Consider the following 19,770-nt stretch of genomic DNA (forward strand, 5'->3'; position numbering starts at 1 on the left):
GCCGGTTTGGTTCCGGCTCGGGCGGCTGGTCGGTCCGGGCTCGCGAGGATCCGACGCCGTGGGTCCGCGAGCCGACGGTCCGGGTCCGCGAGCCGACTCTATGGGGACGCGAGCCGACGCCTCGGGTACGCGGACAGTCGCGCCCGGTACCCGAGCTGGCCATGCCGGTGCGGGACCCGACGACCCAGACACGCGAACGACCATCCGGGCGCGGGCGCGGGCGCCGACCGCCGAGGCGCGAACCGCCCCGCCAAGTACCCGAGCCGACCACATTGGTGCACGGACCGACCAGCCAGGCACGCAAGCCGACCGCCGAGGCGCGCGAGCCGACCACCTGGGTACACAAGCCGACCAACCAGGCACGCAAGCCGACCGCCGAGGCGCGCGAGCCGACCACCTGGGTACACAAGCCGACCAACCAGGTACGCGATCCGATCCTCCGGGCGCGAATCCGACCGTCCAGACGCGGAAGCCGACTGCCCGCGCGCGGCCCCTCCGCCGAGGCGCGCGATCCGACCGCCAAGGGGCGCAAGCCGACCATCCCAGCGCGCCGACCGCCCCTCCGGGCGTGAATCTCTTCCGCCGCAGGGCGTGGACACGCGGCAGGGCCCCACGCACGTCGCGCGGGGCCCTGCCGAAAAGCTGCTCGTCTAGCAGGGGGTCGCCCCCAGGGGGTCCCCCTGATTTCACGTTACCGCAGGGGTACGACAGTTTCGGGCGGCTCAGTCCTTCTTCGCCGCGGCCGAGGTTCGGCGGGCCGGGGTCTTCGCCGCGGTGGTCCTGGCGGCCGGGGTCTTGCGAGCCGTGGTCGTCTTCGCCGCCGTGGCCGGCTTCGCGGCCGTAGCCGACTTTGCAGCCGTCGACTTCGCAGCCGTGGTCGACTTCGCCGCGGTGGTCGACTTCGCAGCCGTAGCCGACTTCGCCGCCGTAGCGCGAGTCCGGGTCGTCGCCGGCTTCGCAGCCGCCGCCTTCGCCGCCGTCGTCCGAGTGGCCGCCGTCCGAGTCGCCGCCGTCCGGGTGCCCGCCGTCCGCGTCGACGCCGGCTTCGCAGCCGCTGCCCTGGTCCGCGTAGCCGTCGAACGCTTCGCCGCAGCCGCAGCCGCACCCGCCGCAGCCGGCTTCGCCGCACCCGCGCGCGAAGCAGCCGCAGTCCCTGTCGCGCGCCGAACCGGCGTCGCCTTCGGTAGCTTCTTCGCCCCTGACACCACGTCCCTGAAGGTCGTCCCCGCGCGGAACGCCGGCACGTTCGTCTTCTTCACGCGGACCGCTTCGCCCGTGCGCGGGTTGCGGGCCGTCCGGGCGGCTCGGGCCCTCTTCTCGAACACTCCGAAGCCCGTGATGTTGACCTTTTCGCCCTTGTTGACCGTCCGGATGATGATGTCGACCAGACCGTCGACCGCCTCGGCAGCGGCCTTCTTGTCGCCCAGGCGCTCGGTCAGCGCCTCGATCAGCTGGGCCTTGTTGGCCATGTCCAGTCCTCCAGGAAGGATCCACGGCCGCGTCGGCCGGCTGGCCACAACGGTATTACCAAGGCAGCGCGATTCCAACCGGCGTGCGGAACTTTCCCTTGCCCTGGGACGGGTTCCGGCGAACGCCGAACCGCGACAACAGGCTCGCGGAGGGCCGTTCGAGCGAAACAAAAAAGGGGCGGAACCGCTTGCCTGGCAAGCGGTTCCGCCCCCGATACCACTAACCGGCGGCGACCGGCGTCGTCGTCGGCTTCCAGGACGGGCGGCTCGCCTCGAAAGCGTCGATCTCACCGGCATGGCGCAACGTCAGCGCGATGTCGTCGAGACCTTCCAGCAGCCGCCAGCGCACGTAGTCGTCGATCTGGAAGGGCGCGGTGAAGTCCTTCGCCTGCACCGTCTTGGTCTCCAGGTCGACCGTGACCTCGGTGCCGGGCTCGTTCTCCAGCAGCTTCCAGAGCAGCTCGACGTCGTGCTGCTCGCACTGGGCGGCCACCAGGCCGCCCTTGCCGGAGTTGCCGCGGAAGATGTCGGCGAACCGGGCGGAGATGACGACCTTGAAGCCGTAGTCCATCAGCGCCCAGACGGCGTGCTCGCGGGAGGAACCGGTTCCGAAGTCCGGGCCCGCGACCAGCACGCTCCCGTTCTTGAACGGCCCCTGGTTGAGGATGAAGTTCTCGTCGCTTCGCCAGGCGGCGAACAAGCCGTCCTCGAACCCGGTCCGGGTCACCCGCTTGAGGTAGACCGCCGGGATGATCTGGTCGGTGTCCACGTTGGACCGGCGCAGCGGGACGCCGACGCCGGTGTGCTGGGTGAACGGTTCCATGGCTGTAGCTCCTCGGGTGGGTCAGCGGGCGGCGGTCAGCAGGTCTTCCGGCGACGACAGCGTGCCCCGCACGGCCGTGGCGGCGGCCACGAGCGGCGAGACCAGGTGCGTCCGGCCGCCCTTGCCCTGCCGGCCCTCGAAGTTGCGGTTCGACGTCGACGCGCTGCGCTCGCCCGGCTTCAGCTGGTCCGGGTTCATGCCCAGGCACATGGAGCAGCCGGCCTGGCGCCACTCGGCGCCCGCCTCGGTGAAGACCTGGTCGAGCCCCTCGGCCTCGGCGGCCTTGCGGACGCGCATCGAGCCGGGCACCACCAGCATCCGGACCGACTCCGCCACCTTCCGCCCGCGCAGCACCTCGGCCGCGGCCCGCAGGTCCTCGATCCGGCCGTTGGTGCAGGAGCCGAGGAAGACCGTGTCGACAGCGATCTCACGCAGCGGCGTGCCGGGCTTCAAGTCCATGTAGGACAGGGCTTTTTCAGCGGCGATGCGGTCGTTCTCGTCCGGGATCGCCTCCGGGTCGGGCACCTCGGCGCCCAGCGGGAGGCCCTGGCCGGGGTTGGTGCCCCAGGTCACGAACGGCGTCAGCGCGCTCGCGTCGAGGTGGACTTCGGCGTCGAACTCGGCGCCGTCGTCGGTGCGCAGCTGCCGCCAGTTTTCGACCGCCGCGTCCCAGTCCGCGCCCTGCGGTGCGTGGGCGCGGCCCTTCAGGTACTCGAACGTCGTGTCGTCCGGGGCGATCATCCCGGCGCGGGCGCCGGCCTCGATCGACATGTTGCAGACGGTCATCCGGGCCTCCATCGAGAGGGCCTCGATGGCCGCGCCGCGGTACTCCAGGATGTAGCCCTGGCCACCGCCGGTGCCGATCTTGGCGATCACCGCGAGGATGATGTCCTTCGCCGTGACGCCCGGGCGCAGCTGCCCGTCGACGGTGATCGCCATCGTCTTGAACGGACGCAGCGGCAGCGTCTGGGTGGCCATGACGTGCTCGACCTCGGACGTGCCGATGCCGAAGGCGATGGCGCCGAACGCGCCGTGCGTCGAGGTGTGGCTGTCGCCGCAGACCACGGTCATGCCGGGCTGGGTCAGGCCGAGCTGGGGGCCGATGACGTGCACGATGCCCTGCTCGGCGTCACCCATCGGGTGCAGCCGGACCCCGAACTCCGTGCAGTTGCGGCGAAGGGTGTCGACCTGGGTGCGCGAGACCGGATCGGCGATGGGGAGCTCGATGTCCACGGTCGGGACGTTGTGGTCCTCGGTCGCGATGGTCAGGTCGGGGCGGCGCAGCTGCCGCCCGGCCAGGCGGAGGCCGTCGAAGGCCTGCGGGCTGGTCACTTCGTGCAGCAGGTGGAGGTCGATGTAGAGCAGGTCCGGTTCGGCGCCTTCGCCTCGGCGCACGAGGTGGCTGTCCCACACCTTCTCCGCCAGCGTGCGGGCCTTGCCGGTCGGGCTGGTCATCTCCGGCTCCTTCCACGGTTCGTCGACGAACTCGGGCGCGCACCTGCGAGATCGGGTGCGAGCCGCGAAGGAGGGGCGCAGCTCGAGTTCAGGGTTTTCCCAGATGCTGGACTTCCCAAAGTGCGGGACGCTAGTATCGGGTCGTGGGACAGCATAGCGGTATCGGAGTACTCGACAAAGCAGTGGCCGTCCTGCAGGCGGTCGCGGACGACCCCTGCGGCCTCGCGGAACTGTGCACGCGGACCGGCCTGCCCCGGGCCACCGCGCACCGGCTCGCGGTCGGCCTGGAGGTGCACCGGCTGCTGCGCCGCGGTCCGGACGGCCGCTGGCGCCCCGGCACGGCGCTGGCCGAGCTCGCGGGCGGTTCGACGGACCCGCTGCTCGACGCGGCGGGCGTGGTGCTGCCGAAACTGCGCGACGTCACCGGGGAGAGCGTCCAGCTGTACCGGCGCGACGGCGTCCAGCGCGTGTGCGTCGCGACGGCGGAGCCGCCGAGCGGCCTGCGCGACACGGTGCCGGTGGGTTCGCGCCTGCCGATGACGGCGGGCTCGGGCGCGAAGGTCCTGGCGGCCTGGGCGGACCCGCACACGCAGCGCACGATCCTGGCCGACGCGGTCTTCGGCGAGCGCACGCTGCTCGAGGTCCGGCGCCGCGGCTGGGCGCAGAGCGTGGCCGAGCGCGAGCCGGGCGTGGCGAGCATTTCGGCGCCGGTGCGGGATTCGGCGGGCACGGTCGTGGCGGCGGTCTCGGTGTCGGGGCCGATCGAGCGGATCGGCCGGAAGCCGGGTGCCCGCTGGGCGGCGGATCTCCTGGCCGCGGCGGACGCTCTGCAGGAACGGCTCTGACCCGATGCTGAACCAGGTGGCCGACGGGGTCTGGGTGCGGCAGAGCGACTGGGTCTGGAGCAACACCACCGTCGTGGCAACCGACGCCGGGCTCGTCCTCGTCGACCCCGGCATCCGCGGCGCGGAACTGAACGAACTCGCCGACGACCTCGAGCGGCTCGGCGCCCCCGTCGTCGCCGGCTTCTCCACCCACCCGCACTTCGACCACCTGCTCTGGCACCCGCGCTTCGGCGACGTCCCCCGCTACGCCACCGCGGCCAACGCGCGCATCGCCGGCGAAGCCCGCGAACGCGCCCAGGCCATGGCCCGGGAAACCGCGCCGGATATTCCCCTTGAACCGATCGCGCGGCTCACCCCGCTGCCCGAAACCGGCAACCCGCTCCCCGGCGAAGTCATCGAGCACGACGCCCACGCCGTCGGGCACGCCGCCCTCCTGCTCGCCGATCGGGGCGTCCTGATCGCCGGCGACCTGCTCTCCGACGTCCTGATCCCGCTCCTCGACCCCCGCCGCGACGAGCAACCCGGCTCCTATCGAGCCGTCCTCGACCGGCTGGAAGACGTCGCCGAGGACGTCGATGTCCTCATCCCCGGCCACGGCGCCGTCGCCCGGGGCGCGGAAATCGCCGCCCGGTTCGCCGTCGACCGGGCCTACCTCGACGCCCTGAGCCGCGGCGAGGATCCCGACGACCGGCGCTGGGGGAAGCGCACCTGAGCCGATCGGGTGACCCTGCGCGAAGTCGCGTATTCGGTGACGCCGGCCACGTCTCCTCCTGGACAGCACCACCAGAGGGGGATGACCGAAATGACCACCGAACTGAATCGCCGGGCGATGGCGATGCTGCGGGCCGTCGGGGCCGGGCGGGCCGAACTCACCTGCAGCTGCGAGCCCGACCTGCGGGTCGACGGCCTGCCCTGCTGCGACCAGGCCACCGCGCACCAGCTGGCGCGGGCCGGGCTGATCCGGCCCGCGCGGGCCGTCGCCGTCGGGCAGTGGACGCGGGCCGAGCTCACCGCGGCGGGCCTCCGGGCATTGGGCGGAACTCTCGCCGCCGCATGACTCAACCTTCCGGCCCGCTCGCGCGTGTACCCGGCACAACGCGAGGGGGTTCCATGAAGATCGCCACTGCCCTGCTGGGTGCCGGCCTGCTGCTGACCGCGTGCGGGAACACGCCGTCCGCGGCCCCGCCACCGCAGAACCCGGCCCCGGTGCAGACCGTCACGTCCGCGCCGACCGCCGACCCGGCCGCCGTGCGCTGGATGGACGGCTTCTGCGCCGCCGTCCACGGCTACCGGGAGCGCACCAACCGGGAAGCCGAGACCGGCCGGCCGACGCCCAAGTCGGTCGCCGAGGCGCAGGAGGCGCTCAGCGCGACGCTGGGCGGCATCGCGGCCCGCACCGGCGAGGTAGTCGACAAGCTGACGGCGCTGCCGCCCGCGCCGGTGCCGCTCGGCGACAAGGTGCGCCAGGCCTTCGTCACGAAGTTCACCAGCGCCCGCGACCACGCCGCCGAGGCGAAGGCCACGCTCGACCGCGCCAAGCCGGGCAACGAAGCGTCCCAAAACCCGGCGGCCCAGGCCGTCGCGCAGGCGCAGCAGGACGTCGACGGCGTCTACGACCCGGTCGGCGCGGTGAAGGACTCCCCGGAGCTGATGCTCGCCGCCGCCACCGCGCCCGGTTGCAAGGCCTGAGCCCTCAGCGCCGCACGAGCGGCGCCTGCAACGGCAAGGACCGCGACGAACCACCGACGGACACGGTGAACGCGCCCCGCGCGGGCTGCCACGCGTGGCTCACCGTGTCCCAGACGGAGAAGGCGCGCGCGTCCAGCCGGATCGTCACGCGCCGGGCCTCCCCCGGCGCCAGCGAGACCCGCTCGAAGCCCTTCAGCTGACGCGGCGGCTCGCCCGCGGCCGCCGGAAAGCCCAGATACAGCTGGGCGACCTCGGCGCCCGCCCGCTGCCCGGTGTTCCGGACCGTGAACGTCGCCGTGGCGCCGTCGCCGGTGCCACGCACCGACAGGCCCGAGTAGGCGAACGTCGTGTACGACAGGCCGTGGCCGAACGGGAACAGCGGGGCCCGGCCCTGCGCGTCGAACCACCGGTAACCGACCTGCAGGCCCTCCGAGTACGTCGCGACGCCGCCGACGCCGGGGAACTGGGCCGGGGTGTTCGCCGGGGTGTCGGCGTCCGCCGCCGGGAACGTGATCGGGAGCTTCGCCGACGGGTTGACGTCGCCGAAGAGCACGCCCGCCACCGCCGCGCCGTCCTGCTGGCCCGGGTACCACGCCTGGAGGATCGCCGGCACGCGCGCGGCCCACGGCATGAGCACCGGACCGCCGCTCTTCACCACGACCACCGTGTGCGGGTTGGCGTCGGCGACCGCCGCCACCAGGGCGTCCTGGTTGCCGTCGAGGGCCAGGCTCGGCCGGTCCTTGCCCTCGGTTTCGTCGTCCCCGACCATCACCACGCTGACGTCGGCGGTCCGGGCCAGCGCGGCCGCGCGCGCGACGTCACCGCCGTCGTCGAGCGTCACCAGAGCACCGGGAACCCGCTGCCGCAGCCCCGGCAACGGGTCCACCGTGGACGTCGGGATGACGGCCGAGCTGCCTCCGCCGCCGGTCTTGGCCTTGGTCGCGAACGGCCCGATCAGCGCGATCGACCGCACGCCCGGGTCGAGCGGGAGCTGCGCCTGTTCGTTGCGCAGCAGGACCATGCCGCGTTCGGCGAACTCCTTCGCGGCGGCGTCGTGCCGGGCCGTCGGCAGCGGCGAAAGCACCGGCGGGTGGTCGAACTGCCCGAAGGCGAACATGGTCCGGAACCGCGGCAGCAGCAGCTCGTCGACCCGCTGTTCGGTGACCTGCCCGGCCAGCACGGCCTGCTTCAGCTTGTCGCCGTACCAGGTGCCGTCGATCATTTCGAGGTTCATGCCCGCGTTCGCCGAGCCGACGGTGCTGTGCGCGGCACCCCAGTCCGACTGGACGAACCCGGTGAACCCCCAGTCGTCGCGCAGCTTGCCCTGCAGCAGGGCCGGGTTCTCGCACATGAACACGCCGTTGATCTTGGGGAAGGCGCACATCACCGAGCCCGCCCGGCCTTCGGTGACCGCCCGCTCGAAGTGCGGCAGGTAGATCTCGTTGAGCGTGCGCTCGTCGATGTGCTCGTCGATGCTGAAGCGCTGGGTCTCCTGGTTGTTGGCCGCGTAGTGCTTGACCTCGGCGATGGTGCCGTTCTCCTGGATCCCGCGGATGTCGGCGGCGGCCAGCGCGCCGACGAGGAACGGGTCCTCCCCCATGCCTTCGAACGTCCGGCCGTTGCGCGGAACGCGGGCGATGTTGATGTCGGGCGCCTCGGAGACGTGGTGCGCGAGCGCGCGGGTTTCGCTGCCGATCAGCCGGCCGTACCGGCGGGCGACACCGGTGTCGAACGTCGACGCCAGTGCCATGGTGGCCGGCAGCGCGGTCGCCGGTTTCTGCGGCTTGTCGTCGGCCGGGCCCATGCCCGCCGGGCCGTTGGCGATCCGGAAGCCCGGGACGCCGAGCCGCGGGATCGGCGGCACGAACCGCTGGTGCTCGGCGTCGGGCTGCAGGTGCAACTGGGAGATCTTCTCGTCGAGGGTCATCGCCGCGACGAGCTCGGCGGCCCGGCGATCGGGTGACTGCCGGGCGTCGCGCCAGGGTTGCGGTTGCGCGGCCGCCGGCGTCGTCAGCGACAACCCCAGGACCACGGAGAGAACGAGCGGGCCGGTGCGCATCCGGCCAAGCTAATCCATACGTGACACAGAAACATAGACGCGATTTACGTTCACGTACTTGAACATGGATTGGACTCAACCATTTTCCCGGCTCAGGCGTGAGAGGAGCACTGACGAGAGGGGACCGACCATGCCGAAGAAAACCCTGATCGGCCTAATGGCGGCGAGCGCGGCGACGCTCGCGCTGTCGGCGCCGGCGAGCGCCGCCGACGAAGTCTGGTGGAGCCTGACCCCGAAGGTCGAGCCCGGAGGCCGGATCGACGCGGACATGTACGGGGGAACGGGCCACGGGTGCGCGCCGGCGGGGCCGGTCACGTCGGCGGGGTTCACCGCGCCGATCGAGTGGGTCGGGCTGGGCAATTGGGGCCACCTGGGCGGCAGGACGACGGCGAGCAAGCGGCCCGGCCGGTACACCGCGTCGTTCCCGTGCCAGGACGGCCGGAAGCCGACGGTCACGTTCACCATCGTGGGCACGCCGCCGGCCACCTCGCCGAAGCCGCCCACGACGAAGCCCCAGCCGTCGACCGCCAAGCCGAAGCCGAAGCCCCCGAAACCGGCGAAACCGCAGGTGGCGGTCAAGCCGGCCGGGGCGCCGCAGACCGGGGACGGCTCGCTGGGCTGACCCTCCACAGAGGACACCCCGGGCCGGCGCGTTCCCCAGGCCGCCGTCCCGGGGCCCCCGGCGCGCACCGGCCGCCACCGCCGTGAGCGGCGGGTCAGCGGGCCGCGGCCAGCCTCAGCGCCCGGTAGACGAACTGCTGGTCGCCGAGGCGGTGGCGCAGGTCGCGCTCCAGCCCGGCGATCGGGTAGAGGTTCTGCGGCGCGCGCGAGTCCTTGTAGGGGACCGAGGCGAACCGGCCGAGGACCGACTGGGTGACGTTCGCCAGCTCGGCGACCTGCTCGCGGCCGAGGTGCGGCGCCGCCTCCACCCGGACCACCCCGGACCACGGCGGCCCGCCTGCCGACGGCAGGCGCAGGTACCAGGAGTGCCGGACCCAGGTCGTGCCCATCAGGAACACCGGCGTGCGCTGGTGCGCGCCGAGCCGGCCGACCAGCGCGTTGAGCTCTCCCGGCAGGTACGTCGTCTGGTGGCTCTTGATGAACCCGACGGCCCGCTCGAGGTGCGCCCGGCCGCGCAGCGGGCCGTCCACCACCAGCAGGTCGTGGCCGACGTGCCCGTGGATGGCCGTGCGCGCCCGGATCGCCGTCTCCAGTTCCGTTTCGGCCAGCTGCTCCTGCAACGCCGACGACAGCACCACCGGCAGCGGCTTGTCCTCCTTGGCCGCCGCCCGGTGCGCGGTGTAGATCCCGGCCGGGGTGGCGATGTCGTCGGCCTGCGGGGCGACGGTGAACAGCCCGCGCCGGACGTCGGTGCCGACGACGTGCGCCTGACCCTCGCAGCAGCACACCACCCCCGCCGCGTAGGACGCGCAGATGCCGATGGACGCCGAGTTCGTGCCGGCCGGGTCGTCGATCCAGACGCGCGCGTCGATCCGCCGGACGCCGTCGACGAACAGCACCGCTTCCGGCGGTGTCACCGGCGACGGGTCGATCGGCGCCCACTCGGCCTCGGGGACCTCGATGTCGAGTTCGACCTCGGCCTGGGAGCGGCCGAGCTCCTCGGCCTCCATCGAGCTGCCGTAGCCCGGGTCCCAGGCGTCGATGCTGAAGTTCATGCCGGCCACCGCGGTCATGCGCCCTCCCTGGCGATGTGCGAGCCCGCGCCGTCCCGGGTGACCAGGAACCGCACCGGGACGCGCTCGGCGAGCGCCGGCACGTGCGTGATCACCCCGACCATCCGGGAGCCGGACGCGGCGAGGTTCTCCAAAGTGGACGCCACGACGTCGAGGGTGGCCTCGTCCAGCGTCCCGAAGCCTTCGTCGAGGAAGATCGACTCCAGCCGCGTCGCCCCTTCCGCCGCCATGGCCCCGAGCTGCGAAGACAGCGCCAGCGCGAGGGAGAGCGACGCCTGGAACGTCTCGCCGCCGGACAGCGTCTTCACCGGGCGCCGGGCGTCGGCCTCGTTGTGGTCCACCACCAGGAAATCGCCCTTGTCGTGGGTGAGCTCGAACTGGCCGCCGGACAGTTCCAGCAGCGACGCCGACGCCTCGGCGACGAGCGTGTCGAGCGCCCCGGCGATCAGCCAGCGCGGGAACTTGTCCGAGCGCAGCAGATCCGCGAGCAGCCGCGCGACCTGGGCTTCGGACTCCGCGGCCGCGATGTCCTCGTGCAGGCCGGCCACCCGCGCGACCCGCCGTTTCAGGTCGCTGTGGTCGGCTTCGGCGCGGGCCCGGGCCGCGGCGACGACGACCGGGACGCGATCACGCACCGGCCCCTCGGGCAGGGCGACGCCGAGGGCGGTGACGTCGTCGGCCACCGCGCGTTCGGCCGCCTGCAACGCTTCCGCGGCTTCGCCCTCGGCGGTCTCCGCGACGGCCAGCCGCTCGCGGTGGTCCTTCGCCTGGCCGGCGGCCCAATCCGTGAGCGCGGTCCAGGCGGCGAGGAGACTTTCACCGGCTGTGGGAACCGGGGCTTCGCCCTGGGCTGGGGGCTCCGCCACCCGGATCCCCGAAAGAGCGTCGATCGGCGGCGCGCCGAGGCCGACGAGCGGGTCGCGCGCCCGCGACAGCCGCTGCCGCGCGGCGTCGACCTCCTGCGCGATGCCCGCCTGGTTGTCGGCGGCCTGTTTCGCGGCCGCGCGGGCCTTCCTCAGCCCGGCGTCCGCCGTTTTCGCCGCCTGCTCGAGTTCCCCGACGCGAGCGAGCTGCTCGGTGACCACGTCGGCGGCCGGTGCGCTGTCGAGGGCCGCCACCAGGTCCGCCTGCCGTTGCCGGGCGGTGGCGAGCTCGGTGCGCGCCGCCTGCTCGGCCAGCCCCGCGTCGACCGCCCGGGTGCGCCGCTGCTCGGCGTCCCGCTCGGCGGTCCGGAAATCTTCGGCCGCCACGACAGCTTCCTTGCCCGCGGCCTCGGCGGCCGCTTCGAGGGCGGCCAGCGCGGTGCGCCGTTCGTCCAGCGCGGAAGCCGCCCACGTGGTGAGGCGCTGCCACCCCGCCGGGACGTCGTCGCCGTCGAGCGCCGGCGCTCCCAGCTCCACCAGGGGATCGCGGGCGGCCCGCAAGGCCTCGCGGGCCGCCGCGAACGACTTCGCCACGACCTCGGCCTCCTGCTGGGCCTTCGTGCGTTCGGCGCGAGCCGCGGCCAGTTCCGCGTCGGCGGCGCGCGCGGCTTCGGCGACCCGGGTGCGGCCCTCGATCGTCGCCGAGAGCCACTCACCCCGTTCGCGGACGGCGGCGACGAGATCCGCGTAGTCCTGCCCGGAGAAGGACGCCTCGACCGGCCGCAGCAGGGGCGCCGACTCCGGCGGGCCGTCGACCTCGGCGAGCACCGCGCGGAGTTCTTCCGCCTGCGCCGCCGCCGACGCGCGGGCGTCGGCGTCGCGGTCCACGGCCCGTTCCAGCTTGCGCACGCCCGATTCGGCCGACGACCGGCCGCGTTCGGCGCGGTCGAGGCGTTCGCGAGCCTCGGCGAGGTGGGCGTGGCCGCCGGCGTCCGGCAGGGCCGTCACTTCCTGCTCGCACACCGGGCACGGGTGCCCGACGGCGAGCCCGGCCCGCAGCACCAGCGCCTGACCGGCCTGCTCGGCTTCGGCCACCGCGGTCTTCGCCGCGGCGAGCTCGGTGTCGGCGGCGGCCAAGGCCGTGCGCGCGGCTTCCAGCTCCGCCTGGCGAGCGGCCTGCTCCGGCGCGGCCTTCCGTTGCGCCTCGCACAACGCATACAACGTGCGGGCATCCGAACGGGCCGCGGCGAGCGGCGCGACATCGGGCTGGGCGCCCAGCGCCGCCCGCGCTTCGGCGTCGGCGGCCTCCGCCGCCCGCAGGCGTTCGTCGGCGGCCGCGGTGCGCTTCGCCACCCGCGCCGCTTCCGCCGACAGGTCCCCGAGATCCTCCGGCGGCCGCAGACCGGCGAGCTTGTCCCGCTCCTGCCGGGCGCGGGCGGCTTCGGCGGCGGTGTCCTCCGCCGCCCGAGCGGTCCGGTCCCGGTTTTCCCGGGCCGCGTCGAGGACGGACACCACTTCGCTCGCAGCCGTGGCGGCAGCTTCCTTCGCCTGCTTCGCCGCTTCCGCTGCTTCGCCGAGCCGTGGGAGGGCCTGCTCGACGTCGGCGAGTTCGGTGTGCGCGGCGCGGATCCGTTCCAGCTCACTGCGCGCGGGAGCCGCGGCGAGGGCGGCCCGGGCCGCTTCGTCCGCCGTTTCCGCCGTCTCCAACGCCGTCCGGGCCGTGGTGACCGCGTCCGCCGCTGCGCGCCGCCGGGTTTCGAGGTCTTCGACGCCGTCCGGGCGCTCCACACCGTCGAGGACTTCCAGTTCCGCAGCGAGTTTGGCGACGCGTTGGCGGGCTTCGTCGTGCGTGCGGGTGGCCTCGTTCAGCCCCGGCAGGGCCGTGGTCACCCGCGCGTCGAGCTCCTCCAGGGCCGTCATCCGCGCGGCGAGCCCGGCGACGGCTTCCTCGGTGGCGTCGGCGTAGCTGCCGAGCTGTTCGGTGAGGACGGCGGCGCGCTGCTTCTGCTGCTCCGCCGTCACGCCCGCGCGGCGGCCGATCCGCTCGTAGACCTCCAGGCCCAGCAGCTTGATGAGGATCTTCTGCCGGTCCGCGGCCTTCGCGTGCAGGAACTCGGCGAAGTCGCCCTGGGGCAGCGCCACGCAGGTGCAGAAGTGCTTGAACGTCAGCCCGAGCAGGCGTTCGACCGCCGGGGTGACCTCGGAGTCCGCGGCGACCGCGTCGGCGTCGTCCTCGGGCCCGCCGAGCGCGGCGGGGTCGATGAGCCGTTCCAGGCGGACGTTCTTGACGCTGACCGTGGGTTTCTTGCCGCCGCTGCGCCGGACTTCCCGCACGACGTGGTAGCGGGCGCCGCCGGCGTCGAAGACCAGCCGCACGGTGGCGCGGTTGACCGTCGGGGCGAGCGCGGGGGCGACGAGGCCTTCGTGGTCCCAGCGGGCGACCGAGCCGTACAGGGCGAAGGTGAGCGCGTCGATGACCGTGCTCTTGCCCGCACCGGTCGGCCCGACGAGCGCGAAGTAATCGGTGTCTTCGAAGCTGATCTCGGTCTTCTCGCGGAAGGACGCGAAGCCGGTCATCTCCAGCAGCACTGGCCGCATGTCACACCCCGCTCGTCTCTTCGTCGTGCAGCCGCGCGAAGAGCGCCTGCACGCGCTTGTCCTCGACCGTGCGTTCCGCGCAGTAGCTCGCGAACAGCTCCCCCGGCGAACGGTCCGCGACCGCGCGGTCGCCGTTCGACGTCGTCACCGGCGCGGCGAACTCCGGGTCGATGCGGATTTCCAGCGCGTTCGGCAGGGCTTCCTGGATCTCCTCCCGCAGGCCCGCCCGGGTCGGTTCACGGAGGTAGACGCGCAGGTAGTCCTCGCCGAACTCCGCGGCGCGCGCGATCAGCTCCGCCACCGTGCCGTGGACCGTGCGCAGCTTCCGGCCCGCTTTCAGGGGGATGTCGGTGATCTTCGCCGGTGTCGTGGGGCTCACCTCGACCGAGAGCACGACGCTGGTGTTGTCCTGCTCGCCGAAGTCGACGGCGAACGGAGAACCGCTGTAGTGCACCGGGCACGCGGCGGGCAGGGACTGGCGCCGGTGCAGGTGGCCCAGCGCCACGTAGTGCGGATCGGCGCCGAACGCCGTGGCGGGCACGTGGTACTCGAAGATGGACTGCGCCGCCCGCTCCCCGCCGCCCATCGCCCCGCCGGTGACCGTCAGGTGCGCCATGACGAGGTTCACCGCGCCCGGCGTGAACCCGGTCTTGAGGTGCTCCAGGATGTCGCGCACGCGCTGGTCGTACTGGCCGACGTTGTCCGCCGGCGTCCCGGCGAGCAGTTCGGCGGCGCGCACCGCGTAGCGCTGGGAAAGGAAGGGCAGCACGGCGACGTTGACGCGCTCGCCCGTCGAACGCGCGTCGAACGAATGGACCCCGCCGTCGTGGACCGGGCGGGGATCGCCGGTGAGCTGGATACCCGCGGCCCGCAGCAGCGGCCGGTACGCCTCGAACGTCGCGGCGTGGTCGTGGTTCCCGGCGATGGCGAGCACCTCGGCACCGGTTTCGCGCAGCGCCATCAGCGCCCGCACCACGAGTTCCTGCGCGGCCGCCGACGGCGCCGACGTCTCGTACAGGTCGCCCGCGACGAGGATCGCGTCGAACGCCTCGTCCCGCGCGATCCGGACGATTTCGCCGAGCACGGCCCGCTGCTCGTCGAGGCGGTTGCGCCCCTTGAGCGTCTTGCCGATGTGCCAGTCGGAGGTGTGCAGGAACTTCACCCTTCGTCCTTCCGTTCGAGTGGTGGGCGGTGGGCTCAGAACGGCGGCGGGTCGTCACCGAAGGGGTCGCTGCCGCGCGAAGGGAGGCCGGCGAAGGGATCGGACTTCTTCGATGCGGCCGTGGCCGTGGGGATCGTCCCGGCCTCGGAAAGCCGCGTGGCCCAGGCGGGGAACGGGAAGCCGACGGCGATCGGCACCGGGATCTCCGGCTGGCTCACGAACATCGTGCCCGGCGTGGCCAGGGTCGCGCGGACCCGCTGGCTGGCCGGGAGGAAGCCGTACTCGGGCCGGGAAGCCTCGGCGGCGTCGAGGCGGCCGACGATGCGCACCGAGCTGTTGCTGACGATCCGGCGCTCGACCTCGCTGGCGGTCTGCTGCGCGCCGATCAGGATGACGCCCAGGGAACGGCCGCGTTCGGCGATGTCCAGCAGCACCTCCTTGATGGGGCTGCTGCCTTCCCGCGGCGCGTACTTGTTGAGCTCGTCCAGCATGGTGAACAGCAGCCCGCCGGGGCCGGCCGCCTCCTTGCGCGCGGTCTCGGTCGCGAGCGTCACGCCGACGACGAACCGCTGCGCGCGCTCGACGAGGTTGTGGATGTCCACCACGGTCACCTGCTGGTTCTCCGTGGACAGCGAGCGAGCGGGGTGGTCGGCGAGGTCGCCGCGGATGAGGCCGGACAGCGCGCGCTGGCTCGAGCGCAGGCGGCGGATGAAGGCGTTGACCGTGCCCGCGCCGGTGACCGCACCCGCCCAGCTCGCCCGGGTTTCCTCGTCGGTGACGCGCTCGCAGATGACGTCGACGAGCTCGGCGTAGGTGCGGCACAGGACGCCGTCGACGTTCGCGGCGCCGTCCTTGCCCGCCGGCGTGCTGTCCAGGCGCAGCCGGTTCGCGACCTGGTGGATGACCATCGTGTACTGGTTGCGCTCGTCCTCGGCGTCGGCGAAGACGTAGGGCAGCAGGTCCTTGGCGCAGAACTCCGCGATGGTCCACCAGAACGCGCCCACGCCCGAGGTCCGCCCGGTCACGTAAGGCTTCCCCGTGGTGTCCGACGGCGTCGGCGGCGCGTAGAAGCCGACGGAGGCGAAGGGCTCCGCGGGCAGGCCGAGCTTGGCGTACTCGGCCTTGAGGTTTTCGTCGAGGTGGACGTTCGGGGTGTCGAGGAACAGCAGGTCCTCGCCCTTGACGGAGAAGACGAGGGCCTTGGCGTTGTGGGCGTTCGGCAGGGCGCCGCCGCGGAAGATCGAGTGCAGCAGGAACAACGCGAACGACGTCTTCGTGGCCACGCCGGAGACCCCGCTGATGCTGACGTGCGCGCCGCGGGTGCCGTCGAGGAAGTCCATGTTGAGGTAGACGGGTTCGCCGTCCCGGCCCAGGCCCACCGCCACTTGGCGGGTCATGTTGTCGAAGTACAGCGCCTGCGCGCGATCCTCCCCCACGGCCCGCTCGACCCGGCTGCCCGGCTTCGGCGGCACGTAGCACTCGGGCTCGACGCGGGTGGTGGCGATCTCGGCGATCTCCTGCACCTGGGCGGGCAGGACCCCGTCGGAGATCAGGAAGACGTCGCTGCCGAAGCTGGCGCCTTCGTGCCGCGCGGTCACCTGCGTCACGACGCCGTAGGAGGTGACTTCGCCGAGCCCGGGCAGTTCCCTGCGCGTGACGACGACGTCGTCGAGCTGCAGGTAGGCATCGGGATCGATGGCCACGCAGAACTGCAGCGGCGTCGAGTCCTCGGTGCCTGCCACCCGGCCGACCACGGTGGTGAGCGTCTCCTGGTCCACGGTTCTCCCTGTCTCACCCGGCGCTTCCTCCCGCGGCAGACTAGCCCGCCGGTACGACAGTCCCGCGCCCAACACGGCGCTGCCGCCACGGGGGTTCACGCAGGCCGGCACTGCGCCGAACGAGTGAGCTCACCCTTCGGGGACGGCCTTTCGCCCCCGCCGCGGGCATTCGGCGGGGCGTACCGGTTGCGCCGCAACGCCGGGGCTGCCGGGGCGGGCCGCGATCCCCGGCCGCCGCACGGGATCGGGGGCGGGTGGGGCCGGTCACCCGCCGAGGGGGCTGCTTCGGCGTGTCGCGGGAAAAGTTCTCCGGAAGGGCCTCGGGTCCTATATGGACGACCACAGTGGACGGCGCGAGTACCGTGTTTTGCCTGCTCAGAGGCATGGCGGCGGTTCGCTTTGCGATACGGGTCGCGTCCGGAAGGGGGTCTTGAGGAGGCGGAACCCGCCCCCGTACAAGGAAATATTTCGACCCCCGGTTGGATTTTGTGCGGTATTGGTAATACCGTGTGCAGTGTCGGCCGAGATGGGCCGTGACTAGTAGTTCCACTATGGAGGACTGGAATGACGAACAAGGCCCAGCTGATCGAGGCGCTGTCGGAGCGTCTGGGCGACAAGAAGGTGGCTTCGCAGGCCGTTGACGGTCTCGTCGACATCATCATCCGGACGGTCAACAAGGGCGAAAAGGTCAACATCACCGGCTTCGGGGTGTTCGAGAAGCGCGCCCGCGCCGCTCGCACCGCCCGCAACCCGCGCACCGGTGAGGCCGTCCGCGTCAAGAAGACCAACGTGCCCGCCTTCCGCGCCGGCACCACCTTCAAGGACGTCATCTCCGGCACCAAGAAGCTCCCCAAGGCCACGCCGGTCAAGCGCGCCACCGCGGCGACGTCGACCCGCGCGACCGCCACCAAGACCGCGGCGGCGGCCCCGGCCAAGGCCACCACGACCCGCACCACGCGGGCGGCGGCGGCCAAGCCGGCCACCACGCGTTCGACGACGACCCGCACCCGCACGGCGGCCGCGAAGCCGGCGGCCAAGGCCACCGCGACCAAGGCGGCCCCGAAGACCGCCGCCAAGACCACGGCGGCCAAGGCCACCACGGCGAAGGCGACCACCACGCGGGCGAAGACCGCCGCCGCCAAGCCGGCCGCAACCAAGACCGCCGCGGCGAAGAAGACCACGGCGGCCAAGGCCCCGGCCAAGCGCACCTCCGCCGCGAAGAAGAAGTAACACCCTCGCGACGATCGGAAGGGCCCCGCACCAGGCTGGTGCGGGGCCCTTCCGGCATTTCGGGGGTTGGTCGCCGCGGGGCTTCCGGCGAGCCCGGGCAGGCCGCGGCGAATGCGGCCGCCTTCGGCCCTCACAAGCCTGCAGCCCTGCCAGGCTGGCCCCCACAAGCCTCCAGCGCTCCGAACAGCCCTACCAGCCACCAGCGCTTCCAAGCCGGCCACACGAGCCTCCGGCGTTCCTCAGCGGCCGGTAAATGCGCCCAGAGCCGCCGGACCGATCCCGCAAACCGGCCTGAGATCGCCGCCCCCGGGCCCGCCGAGCATCGCCACGAATGTCGCCCACCAAGCGCCCAGCCGTTTTCCGGCCGTGCTTTTCCCGCCCGCGGAACCGGTCCCGGTCAGCGCCTCACCCGATCCCCCGCCGGCCGCCGAACAATTCACCTCGCCCACTCGTTGGGGTGAACACCCCCGCCTCCCGCGACGGTTGCGTCCGGGGCTTCGCGGGTAGCCGTGCGGCAGGGAACGCAATCCGACCGCAAGGAGTCGCGATGACGGAGAACGAAAACCGGCCCGAAGCGGACCTCGACCACAGCCGGCAGCTCATCAAAGAGGCGAAAGAAGCCGCCCGGGAGGCCCAGCTGGCCGATCCCGCCGAAGGCGCCGCCGACGAGGCGCTCGCCACGGATCCGCCCTACCACCACGGCGAGCAGGGCTCCACACCCTCCGGAACCTGAATTCCCCCGCCCGGCGAACAGCCGGGACGGCGGCGGCCCAGTCCTTTCAGGACCACCCCGGGCCGCCGCCGTTCCGCGGAATCCGGGAGGAAATTGCCGTACGTCTCCTCGGGTGGATACACTCCACCGAAGAACGCCGACCATTGTGCAACTTGTCACACGTCGCGTTCCCCCGGACGCACATCCAGCTGAGGAGCATTCCCGTGGCCCAGAAAGTCCTCGTCGAGATCCTGGACGACATCGACGGCAGCACCGCCGCCCAGACCGTTCAGTTCGGCCTCGACGGCGTCACCTACGAAATCGACCTTTCGGACGAGAACGCCTCCGCCCTGCGCGACGAACTGGCCCGCTACATCGCCGCCGGGCGGCGCATCGGCGGCCGCAAGGTGCGCGTCGCCACCGGGCAGTCGACCACCACCAGCACCACCGACCGCGAGCGCAACCAGCAGATCCGCGCCTGGGCCAACGCGAACGGCTACGAGGTCTCCGAGCGGGGCCGCCTCTCCTCCGAGGTGATCGCCGCCTACGAGCAGGCGCAGGTCGAAGAGGCCGAGGCGCCCGCCGCCCCGCCGCGCAAGCGCGCCCCGCGCAAGAAGGTCGCCGCCGCCAAGAAGTAACGCCGTGGGCGGCAGATCACTGGGGAGAGATCACCGCAACCGTCGGTGGCGAGGGCGGAAACCCCTCGCCACCGACTCCGCGTGGGAGACGTCACACTTCCCCGCGTTGTCAGGAATTGTCATCGCATCCCCCGGCGGCGTTTCCGGAAACGTCAGCCGCGCAGCGCCGGCCCGATCCAGCGGCGGACCAGGGCGCGCAGCTCGTCATCGCTGAGCGGCGGTGTCGAGGGGTACTGCAGGAACGACAGGAACAGCCGCATCAGGACCTCGGCGAGGCCCTGGAGCTCCTCGTCGGACGCGATCCCGGCGCCCGCCCAGTCCACCGGCAGGTTCCGGAGGATCCGCGCCCCGTACGAAAACGCCAGCGGCGAAACGACGCCGTCGGTGAAGAAGTCCGCTTCGCCCGCCTGCAGCAGCAGGCCCATGTGCGGCTCCCCGGGCAGCGTCCGGACGGCGAACACCACGGACTCCACCGCGGCTTCGGCCGCCGTCCCGAACGCGGCCAGGTGCCGCTCCATCCGCCCGGCGAACTCTTCGACGCCGTCCAGCGCGACGGCCCGCAGGATGTCCTTCAGCCCCGGGAAGTAGCGGTAGACGGTCTGCCGGGTGACGCCCGCTTCGGCGGCGACGTCGGACAGGCTCGTCTTGGCCAGGCCGGCCCGGTCGAGGCACGCCGTCGCCGCTTCGACGATCCGCCGGCGTGCCTCGTCTTCGGTGCCGGGCGGGTTGCCCTGCCATCCGTGGTGCCCCATGCC

Annotated in this window: 17 protein-coding genes; 8 read left to right on the top strand and 9 right to left on the bottom strand. The window is 72.7% G+C overall.

What is annotated here, in order from left to right; all coding sequences use genetic code 11:
* Positions 1-722 precede the first annotated feature (722 nt).
* From ACWEF6_RS03730 to leuC, 3 genes are all read right to left on the bottom strand, one after another.
* Positions 723-1,469 carry an HU family DNA-binding protein gene (locus tag ACWEF6_RS03730; RefSeq protein WP_449681498.1) on the bottom strand — a complete coding sequence of 249 codons (747 nt, stop codon included), beginning with the start codon at positions 1,467-1,469 and terminating at the stop codon, positions 723-725.
* Positions 1,470-1,689: 220 nt separating this feature from the next.
* Positions 1,690-2,292, bottom strand: coding sequence for a 3-isopropylmalate dehydratase small subunit (gene leuD / locus ACWEF6_RS03735; protein WP_449681499.1), 603 nt, complete (start codon positions 2,290-2,292; stop codon positions 1,690-1,692).
* Between the two features lie 21 nt (positions 2,293-2,313).
* Positions 2,314-3,747 (bottom strand): 3-isopropylmalate dehydratase large subunit, encoded by a 1,434-nt coding sequence (leuC, locus tag ACWEF6_RS03740; protein ID WP_449681500.1) that lies wholly within the window; start codon positions 3,745-3,747, stop codon positions 2,314-2,316.
* A gap of 143 nt (positions 3,748-3,890) precedes the next feature.
* Between leuC and ACWEF6_RS03745 the strand changes: the two genes are divergently transcribed.
* The 4 genes from ACWEF6_RS03745 to ACWEF6_RS03760 all read left to right on the top strand — a co-directional run bounded on the left by ACWEF6_RS03745 (position 3,891) and on the right by ACWEF6_RS03760 (position 6,281).
* Complete coding sequence (locus tag ACWEF6_RS03745) at positions 3,891-4,592, top strand: IclR family transcriptional regulator (protein ID WP_051183801.1); 702 nt, start codon at positions 3,891-3,893, stop codon at positions 4,590-4,592.
* Between the two features lie 4 nt (positions 4,593-4,596).
* Positions 4,597-5,304 carry an MBL fold metallo-hydrolase gene (locus tag ACWEF6_RS03750; RefSeq protein WP_449681501.1) on the top strand — a complete coding sequence of 236 codons (708 nt, stop codon included), beginning with the start codon at positions 4,597-4,599 and terminating at the stop codon, positions 5,302-5,304.
* A gap of 90 nt (positions 5,305-5,394) precedes the next feature.
* The gene (locus ACWEF6_RS03755) at positions 5,395-5,649 is read left to right on the top strand and encodes a hypothetical protein (RefSeq protein ID WP_449681502.1); all 255 of its coding nucleotides are present in this window, start codon (positions 5,395-5,397) and stop codon (positions 5,647-5,649) included.
* A 53-nt stretch (positions 5,650-5,702) separates the two neighbouring features.
* Complete coding sequence (locus tag ACWEF6_RS03760) at positions 5,703-6,281, top strand: hypothetical protein (protein ID WP_449681503.1); 579 nt, start codon at positions 5,703-5,705, stop codon at positions 6,279-6,281.
* 4 nt (positions 6,282-6,285) lie between these two features.
* Here ACWEF6_RS03760 and ACWEF6_RS03765 read toward each other — a convergent pair whose 3' ends face one another.
* Positions 6,286-8,340, bottom strand: a complete 2,055-nt coding sequence (locus tag ACWEF6_RS03765) for a glycoside hydrolase family 3 C-terminal domain-containing protein (RefSeq protein ID WP_449681504.1) — start codon at positions 8,338-8,340, stop codon at positions 6,286-6,288.
* A 130-nt stretch (positions 8,341-8,470) separates the two neighbouring features.
* Here ACWEF6_RS03765 and ACWEF6_RS03770 point away from each other — a divergent pair, with 130 nt between their 5' ends.
* Entirely contained in the window at positions 8,471-8,962 is a 492-nt protein-coding gene (locus ACWEF6_RS03770; RefSeq protein ID WP_449681505.1) for a hypothetical protein, read from the top strand.
* A 94-nt stretch (positions 8,963-9,056) separates the two neighbouring features.
* On the opposite strand, the gene ACWEF6_RS03775 is transcribed toward ACWEF6_RS03770, so the two are convergent.
* Genes ACWEF6_RS03775 through ACWEF6_RS03790 form a run of 4 tightly spaced genes read right to left on the bottom strand, consistent with a single transcriptional unit; the run spans position 9,057 to position 16,435 of the window.
* Positions 9,057-10,034, bottom strand: a complete 978-nt coding sequence (locus ACWEF6_RS03775) for a hypothetical protein (protein WP_449681506.1) — start codon at positions 10,032-10,034, stop codon at positions 9,057-9,059.
* Positions 10,031-13,495, bottom strand: a complete 3,465-nt coding sequence (locus tag ACWEF6_RS03780) for an AAA family ATPase (protein ID WP_449681507.1) — start codon at positions 13,493-13,495, stop codon at positions 10,031-10,033. Before ACWEF6_RS03780 ends, ACWEF6_RS03775 begins: the two co-directional genes overlap by 4 nt.
* 1 nt (position 13,496) lies before the next feature.
* The gene (locus tag ACWEF6_RS03785; protein WP_449681508.1) at positions 13,497-14,657 is read right to left on the bottom strand and encodes an exonuclease SbcCD subunit D; all 1,161 of its coding nucleotides are present in this window, start codon (positions 14,655-14,657) and stop codon (positions 13,497-13,499) included.
* A 35-nt stretch (positions 14,658-14,692) separates the two neighbouring features.
* Positions 14,693-16,435, bottom strand: a complete 1,743-nt coding sequence (locus ACWEF6_RS03790) for an ATP-binding protein (protein ID WP_449681509.1) — start codon at positions 16,433-16,435, stop codon at positions 14,693-14,695.
* A gap of 564 nt (positions 16,436-16,999) precedes the next feature.
* On the opposite strand from ACWEF6_RS03790, the gene ACWEF6_RS03795 reads away from it, so the two are divergent.
* From ACWEF6_RS03795 to ACWEF6_RS03805, 3 genes are all read left to right on the top strand, one after another.
* A complete protein-coding gene (locus ACWEF6_RS03795; RefSeq protein WP_310974659.1) occupies positions 17,000-17,665 on the top strand; it encodes an HU family DNA-binding protein in 666 nt (221 codons plus the stop codon).
* Between the two features lie 547 nt (positions 17,666-18,212).
* Positions 18,213-18,398, top strand: a complete 186-nt coding sequence (locus ACWEF6_RS03800; RefSeq protein ID WP_449681510.1) for a hypothetical protein — start codon at positions 18,213-18,215, stop codon at positions 18,396-18,398.
* Positions 18,399-18,601: 203 nt separating this feature from the next.
* Entirely contained in the window at positions 18,602-19,015 is a 414-nt protein-coding gene (locus tag ACWEF6_RS03805; protein ID WP_086848477.1) for a histone-like nucleoid-structuring protein Lsr2, read from the top strand.
* A gap of 152 nt (positions 19,016-19,167) precedes the next feature.
* Here the strand turns inward: ACWEF6_RS03805 and ACWEF6_RS03810 are convergent, their stop codons facing one another.
* Positions 19,168-19,767, bottom strand: a complete 600-nt coding sequence (locus ACWEF6_RS03810) for a TetR/AcrR family transcriptional regulator (protein WP_449681511.1) — start codon at positions 19,765-19,767, stop codon at positions 19,168-19,170.
* Positions 19,768-19,770: the final 3 nt, after the last annotated feature.

The organism is Amycolatopsis sp. NPDC004772, from assembly GCF_053601215.1.

Bases quoted from the DNA above. Each gene is read 5' to 3' on its own strand.
- ACWEF6_RS03750 (WP_449681501.1), top strand. From the start codon at position 4,597: ATGCTGAACCAGGTGGCCGACGGGGTCTGGGTGCGGCAGAGCGACTGG.
- leuC (WP_449681500.1), bottom strand. From the start codon at position 3,747: ATGACCAGCCCGACCGGCAAGGCCCGCACGCTGGCGGAGAAGGTGTGG.
- ACWEF6_RS03810 (WP_449681511.1), bottom strand. From the start codon at position 19,767: ATGGGGCACCACGGATGGCAGGGCAACCCGCCCGGCACCGAAGACGAG.
- ACWEF6_RS03730 (WP_449681498.1), bottom strand. From the start codon at position 1,469: ATGGCCAACAAGGCCCAGCTGATCGAGGCGCTGACCGAGCGCCTGGGC.
- ACWEF6_RS03775 (WP_449681506.1), bottom strand. From the start codon at position 10,034: ATGACCGCGGTGGCCGGCATGAACTTCAGCATCGACGCCTGGGACCCG.
- ACWEF6_RS03770 (WP_449681505.1), top strand. From the start codon at position 8,471: ATGCCGAAGAAAACCCTGATCGGCCTAATGGCGGCGAGCGCGGCGACG.
- leuD (WP_449681499.1), bottom strand. From the start codon at position 2,292: ATGGAACCGTTCACCCAGCACACCGGCGTCGGCGTCCCGCTGCGCCGG.
- ACWEF6_RS03755 (WP_449681502.1), top strand. From the start codon at position 5,395: ATGACCACCGAACTGAATCGCCGGGCGATGGCGATGCTGCGGGCCGTC.
- ACWEF6_RS03765 (WP_449681504.1), bottom strand. From the start codon at position 8,340: ATGCGCACCGGCCCGCTCGTTCTCTCCGTGGTCCTGGGGTTGTCGCTG.
- ACWEF6_RS03795 (WP_310974659.1), top strand. From the start codon at position 17,000: ATGACGAACAAGGCCCAGCTGATCGAGGCGCTGTCGGAGCGTCTGGGC.
- ACWEF6_RS03800 (WP_449681510.1), top strand. From the start codon at position 18,213: ATGACGGAGAACGAAAACCGGCCCGAAGCGGACCTCGACCACAGCCGG.
- ACWEF6_RS03780 (WP_449681507.1), bottom strand. From the start codon at position 13,495: ATGCGGCCAGTGCTGCTGGAGATGACCGGCTTCGCGTCCTTCCGCGAG.
- ACWEF6_RS03760 (WP_449681503.1), top strand. From the start codon at position 5,703: ATGAAGATCGCCACTGCCCTGCTGGGTGCCGGCCTGCTGCTGACCGCG.